Annotated in this window: 21 protein-coding genes and 1 pseudogene; 9 read left to right on the top strand and 13 right to left on the bottom strand. The window is 40.8% G+C overall.

Translation table 11 applies throughout. From position 1 onward, the window contains the following. Positions 1-52: 52 nt before the first annotated feature. The 7 genes from fabF to yceD all read right to left on the bottom strand — a co-directional run bounded on the left by fabF (position 53) and on the right by yceD (position 5,543). Positions 53-1,291: a beta-ketoacyl-ACP synthase II gene (gene fabF, locus PTET_RS06570; protein WP_008109876.1), complete on the bottom strand. Its 1,239-nt coding sequence runs from the start codon at positions 1,289-1,291 to the stop codon at positions 53-55. Between the two features lie 269 nt (positions 1,292-1,560). Beyond that, positions 1,561-1,797: an acyl carrier protein gene (gene acpP, locus PTET_RS06565; protein ID WP_008109873.1), complete on the bottom strand. Its 237-nt coding sequence runs from the start codon at positions 1,795-1,797 to the stop codon at positions 1,561-1,563. A gap of 250 nt (positions 1,798-2,047) precedes the next feature. After that, a complete protein-coding gene (gene fabG, locus PTET_RS06560) occupies positions 2,048-2,794 on the bottom strand; it encodes a 3-oxoacyl-ACP reductase FabG (RefSeq protein ID WP_096038369.1) in 747 nt (248 codons plus the stop codon). An 11-nt stretch (positions 2,795-2,805) separates the two neighbouring features. After that, positions 2,806-3,732, bottom strand: a complete 927-nt coding sequence (gene fabD / locus PTET_RS06555; RefSeq protein ID WP_033102705.1) for an ACP S-malonyltransferase — start codon at positions 3,730-3,732, stop codon at positions 2,806-2,808. 53 nt (positions 3,733-3,785) lie between these two features. Next, positions 3,786-4,826 carry a phosphate acyltransferase PlsX gene (plsX, locus tag PTET_RS06550; RefSeq protein ID WP_013464695.1) on the bottom strand — a complete coding sequence of 347 codons (1,041 nt, stop codon included), beginning with the start codon at positions 4,824-4,826 and terminating at the stop codon, positions 3,786-3,788. A gap of 12 nt (positions 4,827-4,838) precedes the next feature. Continuing rightward, positions 4,839-5,009, bottom strand: a complete 171-nt coding sequence (rpmF, locus tag PTET_RS06545; protein ID WP_008109865.1) for a 50S ribosomal protein L32 — start codon at positions 5,007-5,009, stop codon at positions 4,839-4,841. A 9-nt stretch (positions 5,010-5,018) separates the two neighbouring features. After that, positions 5,019-5,543 carry a 23S rRNA accumulation protein YceD gene (yceD, locus tag PTET_RS06540; protein ID WP_013464694.1) on the bottom strand — a complete coding sequence of 175 codons (525 nt, stop codon included), beginning with the start codon at positions 5,541-5,543 and terminating at the stop codon, positions 5,019-5,021. A 131-nt stretch (positions 5,544-5,674) separates the two neighbouring features. Between yceD and PTET_RS06535 the strand changes: the two genes are divergently transcribed. Further along, positions 5,675-6,271, top strand: a complete 597-nt coding sequence (locus PTET_RS06535) for a Maf family protein (RefSeq protein ID WP_090492917.1) — start codon at positions 5,675-5,677, stop codon at positions 6,269-6,271. On the opposite strand, the gene PTET_RS06530 is transcribed toward PTET_RS06535, so the two are convergent. Next, positions 6,264-6,908 carry an HAD-IA family hydrolase gene (locus PTET_RS06530; protein ID WP_096038368.1) on the bottom strand — a complete coding sequence of 215 codons (645 nt, stop codon included), beginning with the start codon at positions 6,906-6,908 and terminating at the stop codon, positions 6,264-6,266. The genes PTET_RS06535 and PTET_RS06530 overlap by 8 nt on opposite strands. 11 nt (positions 6,909-6,919) lie before the next feature. Beyond that, positions 6,920-7,879: a 23S rRNA pseudouridine(955/2504/2580) synthase RluC gene (rluC, locus tag PTET_RS06525; RefSeq protein WP_036982979.1), complete on the bottom strand. Its 960-nt coding sequence runs from the start codon at positions 7,877-7,879 to the stop codon at positions 6,920-6,922. Positions 7,880-8,649: 770 nt separating this feature from the next. On the opposite strand from rluC, the pseudogene rne reads away from it, so the two are divergent. Then, positions 8,650-11,829, top strand: a pseudogene (rne, locus tag PTET_RS06515) (ribonuclease E). An 854-nt stretch (positions 11,830-12,683) separates the two neighbouring features. On the opposite strand, the gene yejK reads toward rne, so the two are convergent. Further along, positions 12,684-13,700 carry a nucleoid-associated protein YejK gene (yejK, locus tag PTET_RS06510; protein ID WP_090492923.1) on the bottom strand — a complete coding sequence of 339 codons (1,017 nt, stop codon included), beginning with the start codon at positions 13,698-13,700 and terminating at the stop codon, positions 12,684-12,686. A gap of 63 nt (positions 13,701-13,763) precedes the next feature. Between yejK and PTET_RS06505 the strand changes: the two genes are divergently transcribed. The 6 genes from PTET_RS06505 to PTET_RS06480 all read left to right on the top strand — a co-directional run bounded on the left by PTET_RS06505 (position 13,764) and on the right by PTET_RS06480 (position 19,751). Beyond that, positions 13,764-13,976 (top strand): YejL family protein, encoded by a 213-nt coding sequence (locus PTET_RS06505; RefSeq protein WP_008109847.1) that lies wholly within the window; start codon positions 13,764-13,766, stop codon positions 13,974-13,976. Positions 13,977-13,981: 5 nt separating this feature from the next. Then, positions 13,982-15,478, top strand: a complete 1,497-nt coding sequence (locus tag PTET_RS06500; protein ID WP_013464687.1) for a DUF3413 domain-containing protein — start codon at positions 13,982-13,984, stop codon at positions 15,476-15,478. Positions 15,479-15,623: 145 nt separating this feature from the next. After that, positions 15,624-16,106 (top strand): DUF4124 domain-containing protein, encoded by a 483-nt coding sequence (locus tag PTET_RS06495; protein WP_013464686.1) that lies wholly within the window; start codon positions 15,624-15,626, stop codon positions 16,104-16,106. A 355-nt stretch (positions 16,107-16,461) separates the two neighbouring features. Beyond that, positions 16,462-18,180 carry a bifunctional isocitrate dehydrogenase kinase/phosphatase gene (gene aceK, locus PTET_RS06490; protein WP_013464685.1) on the top strand — a complete coding sequence of 573 codons (1,719 nt, stop codon included), beginning with the start codon at positions 16,462-16,464 and terminating at the stop codon, positions 18,178-18,180. A 16-nt stretch (positions 18,181-18,196) separates the two neighbouring features. Continuing rightward, positions 18,197-19,135, top strand: coding sequence for a LysR family transcriptional regulator (locus tag PTET_RS06485; RefSeq protein WP_028835763.1), 939 nt, complete (start codon positions 18,197-18,199; stop codon positions 19,133-19,135). A gap of 172 nt (positions 19,136-19,307) precedes the next feature. Then, entirely contained in the window at positions 19,308-19,751 is a 444-nt protein-coding gene (locus tag PTET_RS06480) for a ferritin-like domain-containing protein (protein WP_024601388.1), read from the top strand. Between the two features lie 65 nt (positions 19,752-19,816). Here the strand turns inward: PTET_RS06480 and PTET_RS06475 are convergent, their stop codons facing one another. From PTET_RS06475 to PTET_RS06465, 3 genes are read right to left on the bottom strand one after another with little or no spacing between them, the layout of a single operon-like run. Then, the gene (locus tag PTET_RS06475; RefSeq protein WP_096038367.1) at positions 19,817-22,849 is read right to left on the bottom strand and encodes a TonB-dependent receptor plug domain-containing protein; all 3,033 of its coding nucleotides are present in this window, start codon (positions 22,847-22,849) and stop codon (positions 19,817-19,819) included. A gap of 9 nt (positions 22,850-22,858) precedes the next feature. After that, the gene (locus PTET_RS06470) at positions 22,859-23,935 is read right to left on the bottom strand and encodes a FecR family protein (RefSeq protein WP_096038366.1); all 1,077 of its coding nucleotides are present in this window, start codon (positions 23,933-23,935) and stop codon (positions 22,859-22,861) included. Then, entirely contained in the window at positions 23,932-24,489 is a 558-nt protein-coding gene (locus tag PTET_RS06465) for an RNA polymerase sigma factor (protein ID WP_013464680.1), read from the bottom strand. The genes PTET_RS06470 and PTET_RS06465 overlap by 4 nt, the downstream gene beginning before the upstream one ends. A gap of 300 nt (positions 24,490-24,789) precedes the next feature. Here PTET_RS06465 and PTET_RS06460 point away from each other — a divergent pair, with 300 nt between their 5' ends. Beyond that, the gene (locus PTET_RS06460) at positions 24,790-25,398 is read left to right on the top strand and encodes a PilZ domain-containing protein (RefSeq protein WP_024601385.1); all 609 of its coding nucleotides are present in this window, start codon (positions 24,790-24,792) and stop codon (positions 25,396-25,398) included. Positions 25,399-25,435 lie beyond the last annotated feature (37 nt).

Genomic DNA, 25,435 nt, shown 5'->3' with positions numbered 1-25,435 from the left:
AAAAACCCAGTTAAACAACTGGGTTCTTATTGTCGTTCGTTGTTAAAAAAGATTATACCTTTTTAAACAGTAACGAGCCATTAGTACCACCAAAACCAAATGAGTTACACAAAGCGTAATCAAGTTTGGCGTCTCGCGCTGTGTGCGGAACGTAATCTAAATCACACCCTTCATCTGGGTTGTCTAGGTTAATCGTGGGTGTTACTTTTTGCTCGGTCAACGATAAGATAGACACTATCGACTCAACAGAGCCCGCTGCACCTAGTAAATGACCCATCATCGATTTAGATGAGCTTACCATCACATCTTTCGCTGAATCACCAAAAATGGTTTTAACCGCTGAGGTTTCGGCTTTGTCACCCGCGTGAGTAGACGTACCATGTGCGTTAATGTAGCCAACTTGCTCTGCATTTACTTGCGCATCGTTTAATGCGTTTTCCATAGCCAGCGCTGCACCTGCGCCGTCTTCTGGTGGTGAAGTCATGTGGTAGGCATCGCCACTCATGCCAAAGCCAACAAGTTCTGCATAAATTTTAGCACCACGTGCTTTAGCGTGTTCGTATTCTTCAACAACCACCACACCAGCGCCATCAGAAAGCACAAAGCCATCACGGTCTTTATCCCACGGACGCGACGCTGCTTGTGGATCGTCGTTACGCGTTGAAAGCGCACGTGCGGCATTAAAGCCACCCATACCAATTGGCGTACACGCTTTTTCTGCGCCACCAGCAACCATTGCATCGGCATCGCCGTAGGCAATCATTCGCGCTGCATGGCCAATATTATGCAGACCTGTGGTACATGCGGTTACAATTGAAATATTAGGACCACGCAAACCGTGCATTATTGATAAGTGACCCGAGATCATATTAATAATGGTAGACGGTACATAAAACGGCGATAACTTTCGTGGACCGCTGTTTAGTAATTTAATGTGGTTTTCTTCGATTAGGGTTAAGCCACCAATGCCTGAACCTACCGCTACACCAATACGGGTTGCGTTTTGCTCTGTTACTTCGAGGCCTGAATCTTGAAAAGCTTGAACACCCGCTGCAATGCCATACTGGATAAATAAATCCATTTTTTTAGCATCTTTTGGCGACATATAAGCCGATGCATCAAAATCATTGATTAAACCAGCGAAGTGAGTACCAAATTTTGATGTATCAAAGTGGGTAATATTTTGAATACCACTTTTACCATCTAATAAGCCTTGCCAGGTTGATTGCACATCATTGCCTAGCGGCGTCAACATTCCTAAGCCAGTTACGACGACACGACGTTTAGCCACGGTTTGCCTCCAATAAGGAATTATTATTATACCAATTAACTTAGCTCAGTTTATTTCAGCGTTAACGCTGTTGCTAGTTATGTTATTAGTATTGGGGATGATCATACCCAAGCTACCTCAAAGTGCGAGTCTCAAACCAATAACCAACGCTGAGCAATAACAACTTAATTGCTGATGATAGGTGAGGGTTTGGAATTGAATCATGTACTTTGAGGTGGTTTGGATATAAAGATTAAAGGCAGCGGATGCTGCCCTTAATTTGCGATTAATTACTCAGCGTGAGCTGTAACGTAATCGATTGCAGATTGTACTGTAGTGATCTTTTCAGCTTCTTCATCTGGGATCTCAGTGTCGAACTCTTCTTCAAGAGCCATTACTAATTCAACAGTATCAAGAGAGTCTGCACCTAGGTCATCAACGAATGAAGCTTCGTTTTTAACTTCTTCTTCTTTAACACCTAGCTGTTCGATGATAATTTTCTTTACGCGTTCTTGGATATCGCTCATTCTTCTTTCCTTTATTAAAAACGCCAATGCGTTATTTTCAGATTGCGGCGTAGTTTACGTCCGATAATTCTCTGATTCAATCTTTTGACCATAAATAATTTGCTGGTCAAACCTCTTGAGTGTTTATTTTATCTTTTATCGCTTATTTTCACAGCGATTTCAAGTATGTTTAAAGCAAGTTTGCGAAAAATTCAATATTTTTTAGCAAACTCATTGGTAATTTGTGGTTTAACTATTTCGCATTGCGAAGCTAAACCATGTACATCGCACCATTTACATGCAAAGTTTCACCTGATACGTACGCAGCGGCGTCAGATGCTAAATAACACACAGCTGCTGCAATCTCATCTGGCTGGCCTAAACGACCCGCAGGTACGTTTGCAAGCGTTGCTGCTTTTTGCTCATCTGTCAAATCATCCGTCATGTCTGTTTGGATGAATCCCGGTGCAACCACGTTAACAGTAATACCACGAGAAGCAACTTCACGCGCTAATGATTTAGAAAAACCGATAACACCCGCTTTAGCGGCCGCGTAGTTCGCTTGGCCAGCGTTACCCATAGTGCCCACTACTGAGCCAATATTGATAATACGGCCGTTCTTTTTCTTCATCATTGGGCGAAGTACCGCTTTAGATAAACGGAAAATAGAGCTTAAGTTGGTGTCGATAATATCGTCCCACTCACTCTCTTTCATGCGCATTAATAAATTATCGCGCGTAATACCGGCATTATTCACTAAAACATCAATATCACCTAAATCGGCTTTAATTGCCGCTAATGTTGCCTCAATTGACGCAGGATCGGTGACGTTAAGCGCATAACCCTTACCGTTATCACCTAAGTATTCGCTAATTTTAGCCGCACCTGACTCGCTTGTCGCTGTGCCCGCTACCTTTGCGCCTTGTGCCACTAAGGTGTTTGCAATCGCTTTACCAATACCACGGCTAGCGCCGGTGATCAGGACAACTTTGCCATCTAAAGAAAATAAATTACTCATATTATATACTCTTATTTAGCTGTATCGATTGATGCAAGGTCGTTAACTGAGCCACACACCATCGCTTTATCAATGCGTTTTGCAAGTCCTGTTAATACTTTACCAGGGCCAAATTCATAACTTTGCGTTACGCCTTGTGCAACTAATGCTTGCACTGTTTCAGTCCAACGAACTGGGCTGTATAACTGACGTACTAATGCGTCTTTAATTGCATCGGCTGAACCTTCAGCTTTTACATCAACATTATTAATTACATCACACTTAGGTGAATTAAATATTAAAGCCGCTAAATCGGCGGCTAATTTTTCAGCCGCAGGTTTCATAAGTTCACAATGCGACGGTACGCTGACCGATAATGGTAGCGCACGTTTTGCGCCGGCTTCTTTACAAGCTACTGATGCTCTATCTACTGCATCTTTATGACCGGCAATAACCACTTGGCCTGGCGAGTTGTAATTAACCGGTGAAACAACCTCACCTTGTGCAGACGCTTCACATGCCGCTTTAATTTCGTCATCACCTAAACCAATAATAGCGGCCATAGAACCCACACCCGCAGGGACGGCTTCTTGCATGTATAAACCACGGTTTTCAACCAGTTTTACGGCTTCACTTAGGCTGATCACATCGCTACATACTAGTGCTGAGTATTCGCCTAGGCTGTGACCTGCCATGACAACGTCTGCATCTGGATTTGCTGCTAACCAATGACGGTAAATAGCAACGCTTGCTGTTAATAAAGCAGGTTGAGTACGGTGAGTTTGATTTAGTTTTTCTTCTGGACCGTTAAGAACGAGATCTGCTAGGTCGTATCCTAGTGCGGTTGATGCTTCTGCAAATGTGGCTTTTACTATGTCTGAGCTTTCAAGTAGCTCGTTTAACATACCCACAGTTTGCGAGCCTTGACCTGGAAAAAGAAGTGCAATTTTTTGTGCCATAGTTTGCTCTTTTAATTAAACAAAATAAATAATGTATAACACGGCACATCAATTTACTGATTGGCCACCGTGTCTTTAGAATGTGTTTTTTCGAAGATAGCAGCAATTTTATCCGGAAGTTGACGTTCTACTTCTTTCACTGCTTCGTCGATTGCGGCATGAAATGCTTTAGCTGAGGCATTTCCATGGCTTTTAACAACAATACCGCGCAATCCTACCAGAGAAGCGCCGTTATACTGGTCGGGGTTCACTCTTTTATAGAGTTTTTTTATGATTGGCGCCAACATAAACGCCATGCACTTATAAACAACGTGTTTTTCGAGGGCACGGGTGAACTTTTTCATGATAAGTTTGGCAATACCTTCGCAGGTTTTAAGTGCAACGTTACCGACAAACCCTTCACAGACGATAACATCGGCTTTGCCAGAAAAAATATCGCTACCTTCGCTGTAGCCAATATAATTAATCAGCTCGCTTTGTTGCATTAACTGCGCGGCTTGCTTAATTTCGTCGTGACCTTTGATGTCTTCGGCGCCAATATTTAATAAACTGACTTTTGGGTTATCACACCCGAGTGCTTGTCCTGCCACTACCGAACCCATAATGCCAAACTGATACAGCATTTGCGCATCACAGTGTACGTTGGCACCTAAATCGAGTAAGTAAACAGGATTTTTTCGTTCAGTGGGTACAGCCGATATGAGTGCGGGACGTTTCACTCCTGGAAGCATTTTTAATACGTAATGCGCCATAAAAAATAGCGCCCCAGTATTGCCAGAGCTAACACAGGCTTGCGCTTCACCCGATTTAACTAAATCAAGGGCAACACGCATTGAGGAATCTTTTTTTGAGCGTATAGCAACAGCGGGTTCGCAAGCATTGGTGACAACGTCATTACAATGGCGAATTATTAATCTGGGATGAGAAAGTGAATCGAGTGATTCTAATTGTTTAGCTATTACTTGCTCGTTGCCACATAAAATCAGTTTTAAGTTGGCATTAGCATTTACCGCGGAAACGGCTGCGGGGATAGATGAACGGGGGCCATAATCGCCCCCCATCATATCTAACGCTATGGTTAGATTGGTCAGCATATAAGCAATCTCTTAGTTAGAAATTACTTGAACGCCTTTGTAGTAACCATCTGCAGTCACATGGTGACGACGATGAGTCTCACCAGATGTTTGGTCTACAGTTAAAGTTGGACCACTGATCGCATCGTGTGAACGGCGCATGCCGCGTCTTGCACGAGACTTTTTGCTTTTTTGTACAGCCATAGTCTTCTCCTAAGAATCTTTCTTAAGTTGTTTCAAAATATCAAATGGATTTGGTTTATCATCTTCCGCCTTTAAAACACCAAAGCTGGCAGGCTCTGCTGTATAACTGCATGAAGCTTCGTTGTGGGTAGGCACTAATGGCACTGCTAAAATAAGTTCGTCTTCGATTAACTCAAATACGTCTATTTCACCATTTTCATCAAGTGCTACTTCGTCGTAGCTTTCTGGAAGATCATCTGACTCTGCATCCAAACCGACTGGCGAATACACAAAGTCTTGATCCAAATCCAACCCTAAATCACCATTACAACGTTGACAAGTGACAGTTACGTGTGTGGACAAATTGCCACTAATCACAACTAAACCTTGCTCATCGTTTTTGCAATGAATTTTTACCGCTATTTCACCTACTTCTTCCTGGATAACCCCTCGTAAACGAGGAAGTTTCTCAAGCGGTACAATGCCGTCATACTTTAAACGGTGTTGCGCTGCTTTGCCCGGATGAAGGGTGATGGGAATTTTCACCTTTTGCATAGGGGCTGCATCATATAGATAGTTAGTGGGTTAGTCAAAGTAAAAAACCAATTTTACGTTGTTTTTCACGTGTTTTACTCACGGATCTGATTTATCCTAACTCAATCTGATTTACGCTAGGAAAACATGCCATGAAGCACTCTCTTATATTAGCCTCAAGCTCGCCTTTTAGGCAGTCTTTATTACAAAAATTTAATCTGCCTTTTGAAACGTTTTCGCCCGATGTTGACGAAACGCCTCACAGCAACGAAACACCTAACGATCTTGTTAAACGTTTAAGCGAACTAAAAGCCGCAGCTGCGGTCGAGCATTTTGGCCAAGGCTTAGCGATTGGCTCCGATCAGGTTGCTGTATTTAATGACCAAATATTAGGTAAACCACACAATAAAGAAAACGCCATAAAACAACTCAGCTTATTTAGTGGGCAAACGGTCACTTTTTTAACTGGCTTGTGTGTGTACGATATAGACACTAAGCAAAGCAAAACCCTTGTTGAGCCCTTTAATGTCACTTTTAAAACGTTAACAACGGCGCAAATAAGTGCTTATTGCGATGCAGAGCAACCTTATAATTGTGCAGGAAGTTTTAAAAGTGAAGGCTTGGGTATTTGTTTATTTGAAAAGCTCAGTGGTGATGACCCAAATAGTTTAATTGGTTTACCACTCATTAAACTCAGCCAATTATTGGCTGAGTTTGGCTTAGATGTATTAAGCGCACAAACTAACTAAGTAAAAGTTGTTGCAACTGCTGATAGTTGTCAGCGGTTGCAATAGGCGTAAACTCGTTTAATTGCGCAGCGTTGTGCACGCCCATGGTTACTCCTAGTCTATCCATACCTGCAGCTTTTGCCATTGCCATGTCGATTTGCGTGTCGCCTATCATCAATGCTTCGTCGGCGCTTATAGCCAGCTCTTCAAGTAGTTGATAGAGCATATCAGGAGCTGGCTTTGATTTGGCGTCGTCGCTGGTACGCGTAGCACTAAAAAAATGACGCAGCTGGCTCTCATCCAATAGACGCTCCAACCCTACCCGACTTTTACCTGTGGCAACCGCCAATATTACGCCTTGATTTTTTAACTCAGTGAGCACCTGTTCAACGTGCTCAAACACCGGTGTTGGGGTGGTATCAAGCGCATACTGCTGTTTATAACCTGCAATAAGCGCTTCATGATGCTCACTGTAATCAGGAAACAAGCTCGCTATTGCGTTTTCAAGCGACAAGCCAATAATATTTTTACTGGCGGTATCGCTCGGCGGTTCAATATTGAGTAACTGCGCACTTTTGCGGATACAATTAACTATTTTGCTAATTGAATCCATAATGGTGCCGTCCCAATCAAAAATCACCAGCTTGTAGTTTTTCATGGTGGGTGAGATCACGCTTTTGCTGCTCTAAGTTTAACTAAACAGCTTGATAGTGCTTTATCAAGCGGTGCTTCTACTCGCATGGTGGTTTCGTTTTTAGGGTGGTAAAAACTTAAATCATGGGCGTGTAAAAATAAGCGGTTTAAACCACGTTTACGCATTGACTCGTCAAACCCTTGATCGCCATATTTGTCATCACAGGCAATAGCATGACCTTGACACTGAGTATGCACACGAATTTGGTGAGTACGACCGGTTACAGGGGATGCTTGTACTAATGAGCAATCGTTAAAACGCTCAAGCACTTTAAAGCGGGTATGCGACGGTTTGCCCTCGGTATTATCAACACGTACTACGCGCTCACCCGATTTTAGGGTGTTTTTGCGCAAGCCTTCAGTCACATTTTTTGTTTTAGAGTCCCATTGACCCTCAACAAGTGCCCAATAATTTTTTTCCATGGTTTTTTCACGCAATTGCTCATGCAAGGCAGTCAGCACAGAGCGGCGCTTAGCAATGAGTAAACAACCTGATGTATCACGGTCTAAACGATGCACAAGCTCAAGGCTGCGCTCTTCTGGGCGTAAAACACGTAATGCTTCAATAAGGCCATAGCTTAGGCCACTGCCGCCATGCACAGCCATACCCGATGGCTTGTTAATAACCATCAGGTATTTGTCTTCAAATAGAATATCGTCTTCAAGGCGAGTTACTTTATCGAGTTTTGAAGGGACAAACTCTTCACGCTCTGACACTCTGATTGGTGGTATACGAATAACGTCGTCTAGCTGCAATTTATACACAGGTTTAATGCGTTTTTTGTTTACACGCACCTCACCTTTACGAAGAATTTTGTAAACTGCGCTTTTAGGCACCCCTTTTAAATGGGTAATAAGAAAGTTATCAATACGCTGACCTAGGTGGTCTTCGTTGATAGTGACAAAAGTTACTTGTAAGCCGGTTTTTTCTGACATTGCCTAATCACTGATTTAAGTAAAATAATTTAGTTGCTAACACAGTTATAATAGTGGGATAATCAGCAGCGCAAATATTTAGTATTTGCAAATAACAACGGTGCTTTTTAACACATTAAAACATTCGTGATGCACATTCTGGGTAACCGATCATACAGATCCGAGTTAAGTTTTCCAAAGCTTTTATACATACCCAGTTAACACGTGCGCACAACTAACGGCAATGCGCGTAATATATTGCTGCTTAAGTTTGAACATGAATTGATTTTTAAAGTGATAATAAAAGCAATGAACAGATAATTTGTCTGATAGTGGCGGCGTAAAAAAACGCCGTTCAGAATTCGCTCAAATATTGTAGTACCGTACAGCAGCTTATTTAGAACTAAAAAAATCTAATAAATAAGCGTTCATTAACATCGGTAGCGATTTTTGCTCATAAAAACGATAACGGTAGTTTTAAAAACGAAACTATGGTTTGAAGCTAAAGAGCCCTACGCACCTAATATGAATGCATTTAATAAGATTGTTATGACAGGCCAACTTCTGGATAAAACGAGTATTGAGCTAAAAAGCCGACACGTTTGTATCCCCTTAGAATTTAATAGCGTGATTACACCCTATTGTTTGCCGGCATTTAAAATACTGCTTACTAAATACAGAGCCGTTCCGTTAAAGACCCAGTCGTGAGGCTGCACATTCTAAAAATAGGAACACCTGAACAGGCGAGAAAACATCGTCATGTCAGCGACACAAACTAGTAGAGTAACATTATGAAACGTATGCTAATCAATGCAACGCAGCAAGAAGAAATGCGCGTAGCACTGGTTGACGGCCAGCGCCTATATGATTTAGATATAGAAAGCCCAGGTCACGAACAGAAAAAAGCCAATATTTACAAAGGTAAAATCACACGTATTGAACCATCTTTAGAAGCAGCATTTGTTGATTACGGTGCTGATCGTCATGGTTTCCTTCCTTTAAAAGAAATTGCCCGTACTTACTTCCCGCAAGGTTACACCTTTCATGGTCGTCCGAATATTCGCGACGTGATCAAAGAAGGTCAAGAAGTTATTGTACAAGTTGATAAAGAAGAGCGCGGCCAAAAAGGGGCAGCACTGACTACCTTTATCAGCGTGGCAGGTAGTTATTTAGTGCTTATGCCTAACAACCCTCGCGCTGGCGGTATTTCTCGCCGTATCGAAGGTGATGAGCGAACTGAACTTAAAGAGTCGCTAAGCCGCTTAGAACTTCCAAAAGGTATGGGCTTAATTGTACGTACCGCAGGTGTTGGTAAGTCGTTTGAAGAACTAAACTACGATTTAAAAGCATTATTAGTCCACTGGGAAGCCATTCAACAAGCGGCAGACAGTGCAAAAGCACCATTTTTAATTCACCAAGAAAGCAACGTGATTTTCCGTGCAATTCGCGATTATTTACGTCGTGACATTGGCGAAATTTTAATTGATAAGCCTCGTGTTTTTGAAGAAGCTAAAGCGCACATAGAGCGTTTTCGTCCTGATTTCATGAGTCGCGTTAAGCTTTATCAAGGTGATACACCGTTATTTACACATTACCAAATTGAAAGCCAAATTGAGTCTGCGTTTCAACGTGAAGTGCGCTTACCTTCAGGTGGTTCTATTGTAATTGACCCTACTGAAGCACTTACCTCTATCGATATCAACTCGTCTAAAGCAACAAAAGGCGGCGATATTGAAGAAACAGCGCTTAACACCAACCTAGAAGCGGCAGATGAAATTGCACGTCAACTTCGTTTACGTGATTTAGGTGGCTTAATTGTTATCGACTTTATTGATATGACACCTCCACGTCATCAACGTGAAGTAGAAAACCGCTTAAAAGATGCTGCTCGCCCAGATCGTGCGCGCGTACAAATTGGTAAAATTTCTCGCTTTGGCTTACTTGAAATGTCGCGCCAACGCCTTCGCCCTTCACTAGGTGAAGCAAGCCAAGGTGTTTGTCCACGTTGTAGTGGTCAAGGTACTATTCGTTCTAACGAATCAATCGCATTGTCTATTCTTCGTTTAATTGAAGAAGAAGCGATTAAAGACAACACCGCTCAAGTTAATGCTCAAGTGCCTGTTGCTGTTGCCGCTTATTTATTGAATGAGCAACGTCGTAGCGTTCACCGTATTGAAAAGCATCATAAATGTGATGTAGTGATTATTCCTAATCAACACATGGAAACACCTCACTACGAAGTAATGCGTTTACGTAAAGACGAAACACTTGAAACTGTAAGCTACGAGCAAGTTGTTGCGCCTGAGCCTGAAGCATTTGAAATGTCTAAATCGCCAGCGGCACCTGTTCGTGAAGAGCCGAAGCTTAAAGGCGTCGTTATGCCTTCAACGCCTGCGCCACAAGCGGCAGCAAAAGCTGCGCCGGTAGTAGAAGCAAAAGCTGAAATTGGTTTATTTGCCGCATTAGGTAAATGGATTAAGTCGTTATTTGGGTCTGATACTGAGCAAAAATCAGAAAAACAGACTGAAAAGCAATCGCAAGATCGCCCTAGTAATAATCGTGGTAATGATAATCGTCGTCGTAATAACAACCAACGTCGTCGTAATAATAACCCTCGTAATAAACCGCGTAACGAACGTACTGCAGACGCTGAAGCTAAAAATGAGTCGGCGCCTGTAAATGATACGCAAGAAAAGAATGAGAATCGCAATAAGCGCCGTCGTAATTCAAATACGCGTAAACGTCCTGAGCATAAAACTGAAGATAAAACGCAAGTAAAAGCAGAGGCAACTCAAAATACGGATACTGCAGTTAAATCTGATAAGAATGCTGAGCCAAAAGAGCAAAAGCCTAAGGTACGTCGTCAACGTCGTAATTTACGTAAAAAAGTTCGCGTACAAGACGAAAGCACAGAGCAAGTTCAAACAACTGAGCAAGCTGTTGAGCAACCAGTGGTTAAAGAAGACAAGCCACAAGTGAAAGAGCAAGCTCCTGTTGTTGAAAAGCAAGCGCCGGTATCTGATGAAAAAGCACCTGCACCTGCTAAAGAACAAGCTGAGGCTGTTGTTGATGCAAACGATAACGTGGCAACACAAGATGAAGAGCAAGAGCAAACACGTACTCGCTCACGTCGTTCACCGCGTCATCTTCGTGCATCTGGCCAACGTCGTCGTCGTCCTTAAGGTGAAGGCACGCAAGAGAAGTCTGATGAAGCGCCTGCTTTCATTCCAGTTGCGGATCAAGCCGCTGCTGAATACGAAGCAGAGCTAAAAGCAAAAGCACATAAAACGGCCGTTGATGCCTCTGATGCAGTTGAACAAAACATTGTTGAAGAAGAATTAGCGAAAGTTGAAGAGCCTGTAAAAGCTGAAGAACCAGTAAAAGCTGAAGAACCAGTAAAAACTGAAGAACCAGTAAAAACTGAAGAACCAGTAAAAACTGAAGAACCAGTGAAAGCTGAAGAACCAGTAAAAGCTGAAGAACCAGTGCAAACTGAAGAACCAGTGAAAGCTGAAGAACCAGTGAAAGCTGAAGAACCAGTGAAAGCTGAAGAACCAGTGAAAACTGAAGAACCAGTAAAAGCTGAAGAACCAGTAAAAGCTGAAGAACCAGTAAAAGCTGAAGAATCAGTACCAGCTGAAGAAGTTGCTGTTGAAGCTGAAACAGCACCGGTTAGCGCTACTGAAACACCTGTAGAAGCGAAAGAAGCACCTGTGGTTGAAAATAAACCTAAGGCAGTTTCGCAAACGAGTTCAGCTAATGTAAACGCTAAAACAGTGATTACAGCAGGACATGCAAGTGCGCCAATGGCACAGCCTGCGCCTGTAGCCGATAGCGAAACCAAGCATACATCGGTTGCAATGGCACATGACAAACGTGAGTTAATCCCTGACAGCGGCCTTCGCCCTGGCTCGGTAAAACCTGCCGGTCGTGCAAGCTCAGCAATGACTAAAACGCTGAGTGCTGAATAAGCACTGAGTTTAGCTAAGAGCATAAAAAAGCCGCGTTAATTGATTTTAACGCGGTTTTTTAATGCCTGGCATTTATGTATCTGGCAAACGGGGTTCGGGCTGCGAGGATCGGGTAAGGATTAAAGACTGAAGGTTAAAGGTTAAAGGTTAAAGGTTAAAGGTTAAAGGTTAAAGGTTAAAGGTTAAAACATTCGAAGCTTCGCTTCACACGAGATCAAGCTCTATGTCTACAAGTTATCTGCTAATACCTGTTTTATCTTCTCATTTACTCCTCATTCTCTTCTCTCAGTGCAATTAGATCTTTAAGAAAATTATTCACAAAGAGGGCTAAGAGACGCTGCGCTTTTAGAGGGTAAAGTTACAATCGAAAGTTAACGGGCTGCGGGGTTAGGGTTACGAGCCTGATCCCGAAACCCGTAGCCCGCAAATTGCCGCAAGCATGACAATAAGATTTTAGTGATTTATTTACCACAGAGGATAGGAGAAAACAGAGGAAATGATTAAATACAAATGTTATGAAATTAAAAAGTACAGGGTATTGGTTTTTGTTTTGTATTCTCGGTGCAGCGCGTAGCGCCTCGGTGTACTCCGTGGTTCAAAAATAAAGATAGAGGTAAAGTTAACGGGTTGTGGGGAGCGTGCTACGGGCCTAATCCCTAACCCTTGTTTTATCTTCTCATTTACTCCTCATTATCTTCTCTCAGTGCAATAAGATCTTTAAGAAAATTATTCACAAAGAGGGCTAAGAGACACTGCGCTTTTAGAGGGTAAAGTTACAATCGAAAGTTAACGGGCTGCGGGGATCGGATTACGAGCCTGATCCCGAAACCCGTAGCTCGCAGCCCGCTGTGAGTTTAATCTTGCTGTTGTTCCATAAAACGCTGTAGTTGATCTTTTAGGTTTGGTGGAATGCCCTTGATCACTAACGTATCAGTGGCTTCATTATAAGTTACACGCTCGCCTAAATGCTTACGCTCAAAACTGATACTGACTCCACCGCCTAAGCCTGAAAATTTAACCATGCTGGTTACCGTTTTTTTGTCAACCGGGAATGACTCTTCTAAGTCATAGCTTTGCTCTTTACAAAAACTTTCAAACGGGTTGTCGTCACCTTTGGTAAGCGTTGCTGAAAGTTCACTCACATTAGCTTCTTCACCCGTGGTAACACAGTCGTTACAGTAATCAAATACTTGCTTACGTAACTCGTCTTTTTCAGACTTATCAAACTCTTGCTCTGATAAGTAGTCTTCTACCGCATTGAGCATCACTTGACTTTGCTGCTTAGGATCAATGCCCTCTTCGCAACCTAAAAAGTCTAAGAAAAAGTCAGCGACTTTACGCCCTGCACGACCTTTAATAAATGAAATATAACGATTGTCTTCTGCCTGGGTATCCCATGCGGTTAAATCAATACGAGCAGCCAATTGCATACGCGAAATATCTAAATGACGCGATGCGGCTAAATCAAGCTCAGAGGTCATTGAGTAATGCTCTTTAATATTGATCATGGCAATCAACATATAATCAGTCGCCACGTACTGATAGTGACAAAATACTAAATAGCCGGTTTCGTTAAAGGCGTATTTATCTAACTCTTCTTTTAGCACCGTTGATGCCTGCTCGGTCATGTGCCAAAAGCCAAGCTCATTATTGCGATAGCTTTGCATAGTAGAGGCTACAATACTGTTTTTTTCGCCACTAAAAGCACAAAACCCTTTACCTGGCTTGCCATTATAGGCATGGTGTAATTGCTCAATGAATACAGCCACTTTATCATTGATTGTCATTTCGTCGTTACGAAGGTGAATTTGAGTATCGTCATCTTTTTTGTCTACATAGTGTACGACTAATTTTTTAACATCTATTGCCATCTTTGTTTTTCACGCCTCTGGTGTTAAAATACGGGAATATAACTCTTTTTATTGAACCAACTGATGCCAATCTTATCAAAATACTCTAATGAAGAAGTAGAACAAATCGTCGATCAGCTTATTGATGTTTTATCAAAACATAATGCGCCGGTTGATTTAAGTCTTATGTGTTTAGGAAATTCTATCACGCATATCTTAAAAGAGCATGTACCAACAGGGAAAAGACAAGCCGTTACCGAGAACTTTGCAAAAGCACTCGCGCAGTCGGTTAAGTAAACTCTATGAATTTATCGCAGCACAACCAGTTTTCATCGAAAGCGAGTCAATTATTAAGTTGGGGTCATTGGTTTACATTTGCCAATATTGGCTTAGCGCTTTTAATTAGCTTAAGCTATTTATTTGCCGATTCGCCACCGACCACTTATATGGGTATAACCTATATGATGGTTACTTGGCTAAGCCACACTAGCTTTATTGCATTTTTAGCGTTTGTGCTGACGGTTTTCCCTTTGAGTTTAGTATTCCCCTACCCACGGCATATACGTGGTATGGCAGCAGTGATTGCAACTGTCGGGGCCTCTATCCTTACTTTAGACGCTTACGTCTACTTTAACTTAGGTTATCACTTAAATGCCTCTGCACTGCCTGAAATTATTTCACTGTTGTGGCATCGTGTAACAAACTCACCCGCACTTACTACCTTGCTAGCAGGCAGCATAGTGTTAGCAATATTAGCGTTTCAATTGACTGTTAGTAATTTTACTTGGCATCATTTAGGGCGTTTAAAACAGTTTAAATTTGCCCGTTATGCCGGTTCATTTTTAGTGATTTGTTTTGCGCTAAGCCACAGCATTCATATTTGGGCTGATGCCAATTTAAAATTTGATATCACTAAACAAGATAATGTACTACCACTTTCGTACCCGACTACGGCAAAAAGCTTACTCGCTAAAAACGATTTGCTGGATGTTGAAAGCTACGAGCAAGCGCACAACGTTAAAATTAATAACCAAGGTATTAATTATCAAGCACCTGCTCCATTAGAAAAATGTGAAGATTACAGCGCAGCAAAAGTTGATATCTTGGTGTTTGATAATGACGAGCAGCTAGCAAAATTTGTTGCCAGCCAACAAAGTATTTATAAAAACACGCAATTTTTACAACCCACCGATCATAGTGATATGTTATTTGGGCTTGTGTACGGCTTGCCAGCATTTTACAAAACGAACATTATTGAGCAGCAAACTTTACCCGTTTGGCAAAGCCAACGTCGTAGTGTGGAAGTGGCCGGTATTGATGAGCTGAGCTTTATTAACGAGCAAGCACACAAAGACAGTGCAATAAGAATTGTCAAAGGGGCTGAAAACGCCACTGTACGTGATGACGCTACTGAATTTTTTGCTTTTAGTATCTCGCAAAATAGCAATGAAATTGTAACCACGTCAACATTGTACAGTTCCGATAAATTTATTTCTAAGGTGAACGGTTTAATTCAGCCTAGCGATATTATCGCTACGAGCCTTGGCCAATACTTAAACTGTAATGCGCTTGCGCAACAAACTATGCTGGGCGAAAACTTGTACAGTAAAAGTAATAATATTGGGGTTAATTACTCGCAAGGCGTGGTGATTGCTTACAAAAAAGATAGAATCACGCTTATTGATCGTGATGGAAATTTTAGAAATATCTCTGCCGCTGAAGGGTTTTCAATTGAACAAGGGCTTGATATTCCATTTTTAGTGCATGGTATTAAAAAGCTTAAAACATTTTCTCAATAGCACCTCATAATACGAGCGAGTCATTAAAAATGACTCGCTTAGTTTCTGTTATTACTCCTTTGCACTTGCTATCCCCCCAAGCTAGGTTATAGTTTTTATCATTAAAAATTATTAACTCGATCAGAATATACAAAGGATAATCATTATGTTCAGCGTTATTAATCTGATCATTACTGTCTGTATTTTATGTTTTAGCTCTCTTGCATTAGCTCAAACCACCTATTTCAAGTGCGTCACTCCCAAAGGCACCACTTTCTCTCAGTTTCCCTGTAGTGATAATGCTACCTCACACACAATAACCGCCACTGAGCCTAAGCAAACCGGTAAAGAAATAAACTATACCAAACAGTTAAACGAGCTGGAACGAGATACGATTATTTCCAACCTAGAAGCAGAGCTGCGCAGTAATCAGCATAAGTTAGCAATACTTTTACGAGAAAAAGACAGGGCTGATTTTAAACAACAGCAGCGTTTAAATCATATATTGAGCGCAGATGATAAAAAGCGTATTAGCAAAGATATTAGAAACACACAGAAAAAATTAGATAAGCAATATAAAAAAGATAAAGCATTGATTGAAAAGCGTATTAAAAAGTTACAAAAAAAGATTGATGCCTATCAACCTTAATCAGACTAACTTCAATAAATATCATCTTAATTAGCTTGGTTTTAAATATAAAATAACATACCCTTAACATCTATAGAGCATAAACTCTATTGTGTGTTTAGTGGTGTAATTTCCTTTGACCACCTTTTTCGGATTTAATACTAATACCAATTGCATTAAATTAGTGATCTATTATAGCGACAAAGAAATAAGTCGATAACAAGGCGAAAATTATGATACATAGTTGTTCTATATAAATAATTTTTAACGCAGCTAGCGGACTATTTAAAACGCTAGAATGATCATGTTTTTAATAAAATTGGTATAACCACCGGCATTATCCTAAACACCTAAAGGCGTCTATTAAGGAGTACTGATGCAACCACGCCAAATTGCTGAATTAATTTTAACCGGTTTTAAAAAGCATTATTTGCTGTTTCAAAGAACAACAGCCAAGGCTCCCTACGCTTTTGCTAAAAGAGACTGGCAAGCTATTAATGATATAAGTCGCCTGCGTATAAGCTATTACGATGATCGGGTAAACGAAACAACAAAAACACTACGAGAACGCCAGCAAACAGACGCGCTAAACGAGAGCTTATGGCTTGAAGTGAAAAAGCTTTACCAACACTTTTTATGTTTTCATCCGCAAGCAGAACTTGCTGAAACATTTTATAATTCAGTATTCTGCCGCCTGTACCACCGCCGCTATTTTCACAATGACTTTATTTTTGTAGAAGCCACGCTCAAAGATGCGCCTTCTGTGCCCGTTGAAGCTGAATACCGTAGTTATTTTCCTGTTGTAGATGGTTTAAAGCCCACCATTAAGCGTATTATTAATCACTTTGATTTTAAGGCCGACTTTGTCAATCTAGAACGCGATATTCGTTTATTAGTTAAAGCCTTTTATAAACAAGCACCCGATACACACCACCAGCATTGGCAAATGCGTTTTGATATATTACATACCCCGTTTTATCGTAATAAAGCCGCTTACATTGTGGGGCGCGTTGTATCGCAAAGTGGCGTTCAGCCTTTTATTATTGCCGTGTTACACCATGAAGATAAAGGCCTCTATTTAGATGCCTTACTTACAAAGTCGTCACAAATGCGCGTTATTTTTGGCTTTGCGCGTGCCTATTTTATGGTAGAAACTCATGCTCCTTCAGCGTTAGTGCGGTTTTTAAATCAACTTATGCCTAATAAAACCCTCGCCGAGCTTTACAACGCCATAGGCTTTCATAAACAAGGTAAAACCGAGTTTTATCGCGAGTTTTTGAATCATTTAACCCATTCTAATGATGAATTTACCATTGCTCCCGGTACACCGGGTATGGTGATGATGGTATTTACCCTACCCTCGTTTGGTTATGTATTTAAAGTTATTAAAGATAAATTTGGTGAAAGTAAGCCGTTTGGTCGCGATACGGTATTAAAACGCTATCAACTGGTTAAAAGTCATGACCGTGTTGGCCGAATGGCTGACACCATAGAGTATTCAAACGTCGTATTTCCTTTGGCACGATTTGATAGTAACTTGTTAGCACAGTTGCACAAAACCATTGGCTCATCGATGGTGATTGAGGGTGACTGGTTAATCATAAAACATTTATACATTGAACGGCGAATGACACCGCTTAATTTGTTTTTAGAAAATGCAGACGAAAAAAGTGCCGCCGATGCCATTGAAGAGTATGGCCAGGCGCTTAAAGAAATGATTGCCGTGAATATTTTCCCTGGCGATATGCTGTTAAAGAACTTTGGTGTAAGTAAGCACAAACGTATTATTTTTTATGATTACGATGAAGTGCAATATTTAACAGACATGAACTTTAGAGCACTACCCAAAGCAAAAAGTTATGATGATTATTTGATGGATGAACAAAGTTACTCGGTTGCTCCGCAAGATGTATTTCCAGAGCAATTATGTACCTTTGTAATGCCTAACCCAACATATAAACAATTTTTAACCAGTACGCACCCTGAACTACTTGATGTGAGCTTTTGGAAACAAGCACAACAAAATATAAAAAATGGAAAGGTGAGTCATATTTATCCCTATCCTACAGCACAGCGTTTTATCCATTACTGGTAAACGTTAAGGACACACAATGAATATAAGTAAAATAGATTTAAATTTACTGGTTTACCTCGATACATTACTGCGCGAATGTAACGTTACTCGTGCTGCTAACCAGCTTAGTATTACTCAACCGGCAATGAGTAATGGACTTAAACGCCTACGTAACCTTTTTAACGATCCTATTTTAGTGCGTACCAGCGATGGTATGGTGCCGACCGAGCGCGCTATTGAGTTACAGCCTGTTATTCGCGGTATTTTGATGACGCTTGAAGAAACGCTAGCACCTAATCGCGAATTTGAAGCTAAACAAAGTAAACGCGTGTTTAGAATTATGGCCAGTGACTATGCAGCCAGTACCATGGCACCGCGTTTGTTAGGGAAATTACATGAAGAAGCCCCAGACACCACATTAGATATTTTAACGCCCAGCGATGTAACTTTCCATGATGTAGAAAACGGTAAAGTAGACATGGCAATTAACCGCTTCGAGAACTTACCGCAATCGTTTCATCATAAGCGAATTTGGAAAGATAGCTTTTGCTGTTTAGTAAGATCCGACAACCCTATTATTGAAAACTTTAGCCTAGATAGCTATTTAAAAGCCCGTCATATTTGGGTAAGTAAAACAGGCTTTGGTGTTGGGGTTGGCATGGATCCAAAAGATGTGCAAAAGCTGGGTTGGGTTGACGAAGCGCTCGCTCATTTTGGGAAGCATCGAAATATTGCCACGTTTACTCGTAACTACCATGTTGCGATTCATTTAGCGAAAGAAAAAAACCTCGTGGCGACTTTACCTTCAAAAGCGGCCAATATTTATGTAGACGATCCGGGGCTTAAAATACTTGAACCACCCTTTCCAATTCCACCATTTGAACTTGATATGATATGGAGCCCTTTGTTACACAGAGATGCTAGCCATATTTGGTTACGTCAAAAAGTGGCCGAAGTAGCTGAAGAGCTTAAATAACCTTCTTACATGCTTTTATGTAAATTTTGCTTGCTAGCAGCATGTTAGCAAGCTTGCCTAGACCTCTTCACAATAATAAAACCATGAAAAACAATTAGTTAAAAAATAAAACCGCGTTGGAATGCCGCTTGCTTAGTTATCTATGTATTTTAAATTAACAGAGGTCATTATTATGAGCACCCATCAAGGACAAGAGATAAATCATATCACCGACATTATCCAAGTAATGAATAGCGGTATCGACTTTTACGAAAAAGCACAAGATAAAGTACAAGATCCTAGCGTAAGTGCATTATTTCAGCGCATGATCGACGCCCGCAAAGTAAGTGTTGAAAGCTTACAACCCTATGCAATTAATCAACAAGGTGCACGTGAAGATGGCTCTTCGTTCGCGGTAGAAGCACGCAGAGCATTTACCGCTTTGCTCAGTACATTCACTAGCGATAACGACCAAACCTACATTAAAGAGCTTGAAGAAGTAGAAGATAAAACCTTAGAAGAAATTAAAACAGCGTTAAAAAAGCCTCAATCACATGATTGTGAAGCGGCGCTGTCAAAGGTATTGCTTACCATGCAAAGCTGTCATGCTGAAATGAGTAAAATGCAAAAACATTAAGTTTAAAAACTATAAAAGGGCCTTGCGGCCCTTTGGTTGTTAAATAACAATAGGAGAGTTATTAATTAAAAGCGGTATTCTGCACCTACGTAGTAGTAAGCACCGTTAAAACCAAATGGCGCTGAACGACGAGAGTACTTAAATACCCCATCACTGCTGACAATGGTATTACCTTGAGCATCTACAATAGTACCTGAACGTGAATTACCTATGGTGTTTTCATCAGGGTAAACATCAAATAAGTTATTTGCGCCAATATTTACCGATAAGTTATCAGTTACAAAGTAATTAACTTTAATGTCAGTTAAAATTTCAGCACCGTAAGTCTGGCGACCGCCATCTTCAACTGTGTACTCACCAAAACGATTAAGTGATAAATTAACAGTCCAGTCGTCACGGCGATAAAGTGCACTTAAGTTAATGCGATCTTCTGGTTGCCATTCTTCGATGATAGAAATTTCTTGATCAGAAAACACATCATCGACTGGCACGGTTTCAAGACCAGAACCTGCAGGTGTAAATAACGACACGACATCGGTTTCGGTAAAGTTAGCCGCTAATGTAAAATCAAGCGTGCCGCCTAGGCCTTCTGTATTCCATGTAGCTACAAAGTCGATACCTTGCGTTTCAGTGTCAGCCCCATTTAAGAAAAACTGTCCTGCACCAGCACCCGAGCTCAATAACGCGGCATCAAGACTGTTTGATAAACCTTTGCCTAAGCGATTACTAATTACAATACGGTCGTCAATATCGATTGAGTAGTAATCAAGCGTTACATTAATATTATCGCTTACGTTATAAACGATACCTAAACTGCGGTTTTGAGATTTCTCTTCTGTTAATTTAGGAATACCTAAACTTTGCGCAAGGGTTGAATCGTTTCTAAAGGTCCCCACTTCTTCAGCCACTAAATTACCATTAGGACCTACAACAAACTGTGTGCTGATGTTGTTAAAATACAACTGCTGCATTGAAGGTGCTCTAAAGCCTGAGCTAAGCGCACCACGAAGTGAAATATCTTCAGTTACTGACCAGTTACCGGCTAGTTTAAAGTTAACTGTATCGCCAAACCCTTTGTAATTGTCGTAACGTAACGCCCCTGAGATAATTACATCTTCAATAACGTAAGCTTCAGCGTCTAAGTAAAACGAGATCACATCACGCGATTCATCAACCGACGACGCTGGCGATGAACCACCAAAGCCTTGTGTGCCACCGGATGCGTTTTCGCTGCCAATACCACCGCTTAGCCCATCGTAAATATTAACACCGTTGCTGGTATCGTAATCGCGATATGCATATTCACTACCCTCTAAAATTCGGTACTCATCGGTACGAATTTCAGCACCCATTGCCAATGAGTAATCATCAAAATTTTGAGTAAAATCAAGATTAATCGTTTGCAGTGATAGCTCCATGCCATAAGCATAGCCTTGACGTGGAATCGTGGCGCGAATATCTGCTGCACTTAGGCCTTGATCATAACGTAAAAAATTCGCGTAAGAGCCGTTAATAGTATCGCTGGTTGTGTAGTCAATGCTGTTTTCACCATAGGTGTACGATAAATCTAAGCTTGAGTCGTTATCAAATTCAGTTTTATAACCAAAGTTATAGGAAATATCATCAATCGTGGTATTTATTTTAGGTAAGAAGCCAGCTGGGATAGTTGCATCGCCATCTTGAAGTACCGGATTACCACCTGCATTGGCATTATGACGGAAAAATGCCGCTGATTCGTTATCACGAGTTGAATAGGTAATAAAACCGTATAGTTCACCCGCTCCTAATTCGTAGCCGGTGTTAACTGTTAAACCAAATTGTTGAGAATCAGCATCGCCAATTCTGAATGTATCACGTGGCGCGGTTAATTCGCGTGGATCACCTGCAAGCAAGGTGCCATCAGAAAGTTCAGTACAGCCATAGAACTGGCATGAGCCATGAAGGCCCGCACGGTTAGTTGGTGCACGATCACGGTAATTAATAGTTGTATTTAAATAACCGTTATCACCTAAAGCAAAGCCTTTATTAAAGTCGATATTAACGGTTTCGCCATCACCTTCTGAATACTCACCGTAGTTAACGGCCGCTTTACCACCTTCGCTGCCATCTTTTAGCACGATATTAATAACACCGGCAATTGCATCCGAACCATATTGAGCTGCAGCGCCATCGCGAAGCACTTCAATACGTTTAATTGCTGAGGCTGGAATCGCATTCATGTCAGTACCCGCAGTACCACGACCAACAGAAGTATTAATGTGAATAATACTTGCTTGGTGACGACGCTTGCCATTGATCAATACCAATGTTTGATCCGGGCCAAGGCCACGTAACGTTGCAGGTCTTAATGCATCAGTACCATCACTAATAGATGAACTTGAAAAGTTAAAAGAAGGTGCGATAGCTTGAAGCATGCGGCCAACTTCTGTTTGGCCGGTGTTTTCGAGTGCTTCTGCACTTAAAATATCAACGGGGACAGGTAAGTCTTCAACTGAACGTCCTGCGACACGACTACCTACAATAGCAATTTTTTCGATGTTTTGTTCTGCGCTTTGTTCAGCGGCATTTATTCCTTGTGAATTAACTGCAAGTAAAGCAGGTAATACGGCAGCACTAACTCCTGAAAGCTTCATCATGTTGTTATCTTTCCTATTGATTTGTTTGAGTTTAATACTCAGTAAACCATTTTGATCAACAACCGCATCGAGCTCAGTCTCAGCTAACAATGCGTTTAACGCATCGAGTTGAGAATAAAATCCATATAATGAATTTGCCTCGTACTGTTTAGCAAGCTCATACGAAAAAACCACTGTTTGTTCAGTTTGCTTAGCAAATTCTATTAAGGCTTTGTCTGCTCGTTGCGCTTTTATATCAAACTGCATCATTTGTCCCTCAGTTTGACTCGCGTGCACACTGATACTAAAAAACAGCGGTGCAACGAGTCCCAGCGGACTTAAATAACACGTATGGTTACTGCGCAACTTATATAAACAGTTAGCAAACAAAAATCCTCTATAGGTTTTTATCATTTTTTTAATCTTTAAATTACTTTTTACACCCTTATGAGTAACATTGATTAACAATGGCGTGATTTTCATTACCATTACCTATGATTTTTTTTGATATTTTAAACTAACAACATGCTCGCCTAAACGTTCATGCTCAATTGAAAAATTATTTTGTAAGCTCTCTAACAGCCCTGCAACATCACCTGCTTTAAAGACGCCAGCCACTTTAATGCGCGCTAATTCATCAGATGATAATTCAAACCGCGTGGCGGTATAACGGCTAACCTCGTTTAAGGCATCAACCAACTGTTCACCATTAAAAATCAACATGCCATTTTGCCAAGCTAAATCACGTTGTACGTCATCAACCGATAACTGTGTGATTGGTTTTGTAACGCTTTGTTCAATAACTGCTTTTTCACCTGATATCACAATATTGGCATTGATTTTGCGGATTTCTTGGTTACTGTTGCTCGCTTGCTGATAAGCTTTAAAATCGTCAGCATTAACAGCAACACTGGGATCGGTGATCATCACTTTACCTTCAGTGACTACCAACTCGAGATCTGATGAGGTATTGCGCTGCACATTAAAGACTGTACCAAGTGCGGTAAAGCTTTTGTCACCCGCCATCACACTAAATGGTCGTGATGCATCTTTAGCTACGTTAAAACGTCCTTCCCCACGGCTTAGTAATAACTGTCTGCGCCCTTGGCTATAAGCTACTTCCAATGAACTATTGGTATTAAGCTGAACTATTGTGCCATCTGGTAAAACATAGGTTGCTTGCTCGCCAACCTTTGTTTTATAAATTTTTGTATAATTTACTTTAGCTAAATTTTTGTTGAAATTGCTATCTATATTTAGCAATAAATAGCTGCACATCATTAATGCAGCAACAATACTTGCTGCCATGCCAAATACATACGCAGGCTTTGTTTTGCTATTAGCCGATTGTTTATTTGGAAATAATACGCTGAGTTCGTTAAGTACACTCAGGTCATCCCAAAGCTGAGCTAATTCATACACCGCATTTTGATGAGCAGTACTTTGTAGCATCCACAGTTTAAATTGTTCTTGCTCTTCTTTTGTAAGGCCACGGTCAATAGCACTGATCCATTGCGATGCTTTTTCTAAGATTAATTCTTTTGAAGTAAATTGATGGATGTTATTCATTTTGCTGCCCTCATTATGTCCGCACTTTGTTGGCAATGGTCGCTCTCATCGTGTGACTGTTCGCGCATATATAGCATGGTATTTAATAACCCTTTGGCAATGTGTTTTTCTACCGTACTTTGACTTAGCTGCATTTGCTGTGCGATCTCTTTTTGGCTCATTCCATAGACTTTTTTTAAAATAAAGCACTTTCTTACAACAGGACTTAATTGCTCAGTCGCCCGACAAAATAATAAAAAACGTTCTTTAGAGGTGTATTCGTCTTCTAATTGCATTGATTTAAGCAATTTGGGGAGTTCAGTTTCGTGATTTAAAGGGGTACTAAATTTATTATCCCATTTAGCTATATGATTAAGTGCTAGGTGTTTAGCTGTTTTTAACATGTAGCTACGGGTGTATTGAATATCTTGCTTTAATTCAGCTTCATAACTTTTAACAAAGGTTTCTTGAACAATATCATCAACATCGTCAGGCAACACAATTTTAGACACGAAGCGCCGCAGTTGCGTGGATATGTCTGAGAATGTACTGGCTAATTTAAGTCCTCGAGCCACGTGGGTAGTCCCTTGTTATTATTATTACCGTAAGATTACGAGTTTTAGGGCTAATTACAAGGAGTTTTGTTAATTATTGGTTATTTATTAGTTGCTAACATACATAGTGCAATGTAAACGTATTACCTTTTAAAACTTTTTTAATCATTATGCCTGTTTGGTAAATATTGAAAGTTAGCGCAATTTTAGTTGATTTGGCTTTTTATAATGAGGGCAAACAGATATTTAGCTTAATTTTATTGGCGTGTTGTGTAGTAATTTAGTAGTCGCAACGCTACTATTAACGGATAGGAGTTACATATGAATAATCAAAAATTATCAGATTTTGAGCTTTATTTTCAAATTGATGAAAGTAATCGCGTCAATCTGTTTGCCGTAGATGATTCGGCTGTGCCAAAAAGCTTAGCTGAACTTGAGGCTGATATTCCGCCTTTATTTAAACTTGCTAACGAAGTAAGCAGTTTAGAGCAAAGCGCCTTAGGTCCTTTGCGTAATTTAGGTGATATTGCCCAAGAACTAACTACTTTTTTACAAGCTCAATCGCGCAAAATAGATTTGATCATGAGTCATATTTTAGCCTCTGAACAACCTGAAGATAACTCAATCTATTGCGACAGTTACGGCGGTGGCGGCATTAAGTTTACCAGTGAACATTTGTATACATTAGGGCAAAAGTTTCGTACTAAACTTTTTTTACAACACGAGGCCTCTGCGGTGTATTGTTATAGCGAAGTGGTTGCCATTGAAAAACAAGATAATGAGCACTACCAATATACCCTGTTATTTGTATCAATAAGAGACAGCGACCAAGAGCTGGTTGTAAGAGCCAGCTTACATGCGCAAACTCGCCAGCTTAAAAAGCGCCAGCAACTTGAAAAAGCCAAAGAGAGTACAAACGATAAAAGCTAGCGTTTATTTACTTCTCAAATCGCTTTAAAATTGTGAG

It is taken from the genome of Pseudoalteromonas tetraodonis, from assembly GCF_002310835.1.
Classification (GTDB): Bacteria; Pseudomonadota; Gammaproteobacteria; order Enterobacterales; family Alteromonadaceae; genus Pseudoalteromonas; species Pseudoalteromonas tetraodonis.
The sequence above is the reverse complement of the archived record's forward strand: the minus strand, read 5'-3'. Positions and strand labels throughout refer to the sequence as shown.

Coding starts and splice junctions, on each gene's coding strand:
- acpP (WP_008109873.1), bottom strand. CDS start 1,797: ATGAGCGATATCCAAGAACGCGTAAAGAAAATTATCATCGAACAGCTA.
- fabG (WP_096038369.1), bottom strand. CDS start 2,794: ATGAGTAATTTATTTTCTTTAGATGGCAAAGTTGTCCTGATCACCGGC.
- fabD (WP_033102705.1), bottom strand. CDS start 3,732: ATGGCACAAAAAATTGCACTTCTTTTTCCAGGTCAAGGCTCGCAAACT.
- plsX (WP_013464695.1), bottom strand. CDS start 4,826: ATGCTGACCAATCTAACCATAGCGTTAGATATGATGGGGGGCGATTAT.
- rpmF (WP_008109865.1), bottom strand. CDS start 5,009: ATGGCTGTACAAAAAAGCAAAAAGTCTCGTGCAAGACGCGGCATGCGC.
- yceD (WP_013464694.1), bottom strand. CDS start 5,543: ATGCAAAAGGTGAAAATTCCCATCACCCTTCATCCGGGCAAAGCAGCG.
- PTET_RS06535 (WP_090492917.1), top strand. CDS start 5,675: ATGAAGCACTCTCTTATATTAGCCTCAAGCTCGCCTTTTAGGCAGTCT.
- PTET_RS06530 (WP_096038368.1), bottom strand. CDS start 6,908: ATGAAAAACTACAAGCTGGTGATTTTTGATTGGGACGGCACCATTATG.
- rluC (WP_036982979.1), bottom strand. CDS start 7,879: ATGTCAGAAAAAACCGGCTTACAAGTAACTTTTGTCACTATCAACGAA.
- yejK (WP_090492923.1), bottom strand. CDS start 13,700: ATGGCAATAGATGTTAAAAAATTAGTCGTACACTATGTAGACAAAAAA.
- PTET_RS06505 (WP_008109847.1), top strand. CDS start 13,764: ATGCCAATCTTATCAAAATACTCTAATGAAGAAGTAGAACAAATCGTC.
- PTET_RS06500 (WP_013464687.1), top strand. CDS start 13,982: ATGAATTTATCGCAGCACAACCAGTTTTCATCGAAAGCGAGTCAATTA.
- PTET_RS06495 (WP_013464686.1), top strand. CDS start 15,624: ATGTTCAGCGTTATTAATCTGATCATTACTGTCTGTATTTTATGTTTT.
- aceK (WP_013464685.1), top strand. CDS start 16,462: ATGCAACCACGCCAAATTGCTGAATTAATTTTAACCGGTTTTAAAAAG.
- PTET_RS06485 (WP_028835763.1), top strand. CDS start 18,197: ATGAATATAAGTAAAATAGATTTAAATTTACTGGTTTACCTCGATACA.
- PTET_RS06480 (WP_024601388.1), top strand. CDS start 19,308: ATGAGCACCCATCAAGGACAAGAGATAAATCATATCACCGACATTATC.
- PTET_RS06475 (WP_096038367.1), bottom strand. CDS start 22,849: ATGAAAATCACGCCATTGTTAATCAATGTTACTCATAAGGGTGTAAAA.
- PTET_RS06470 (WP_096038366.1), bottom strand. CDS start 23,935: ATGAATAACATCCATCAATTTACTTCAAAAGAATTAATCTTAGAAAAA.
- PTET_RS06460 (WP_024601385.1), top strand. CDS start 24,790: ATGAATAATCAAAAATTATCAGATTTTGAGCTTTATTTTCAAATTGAT.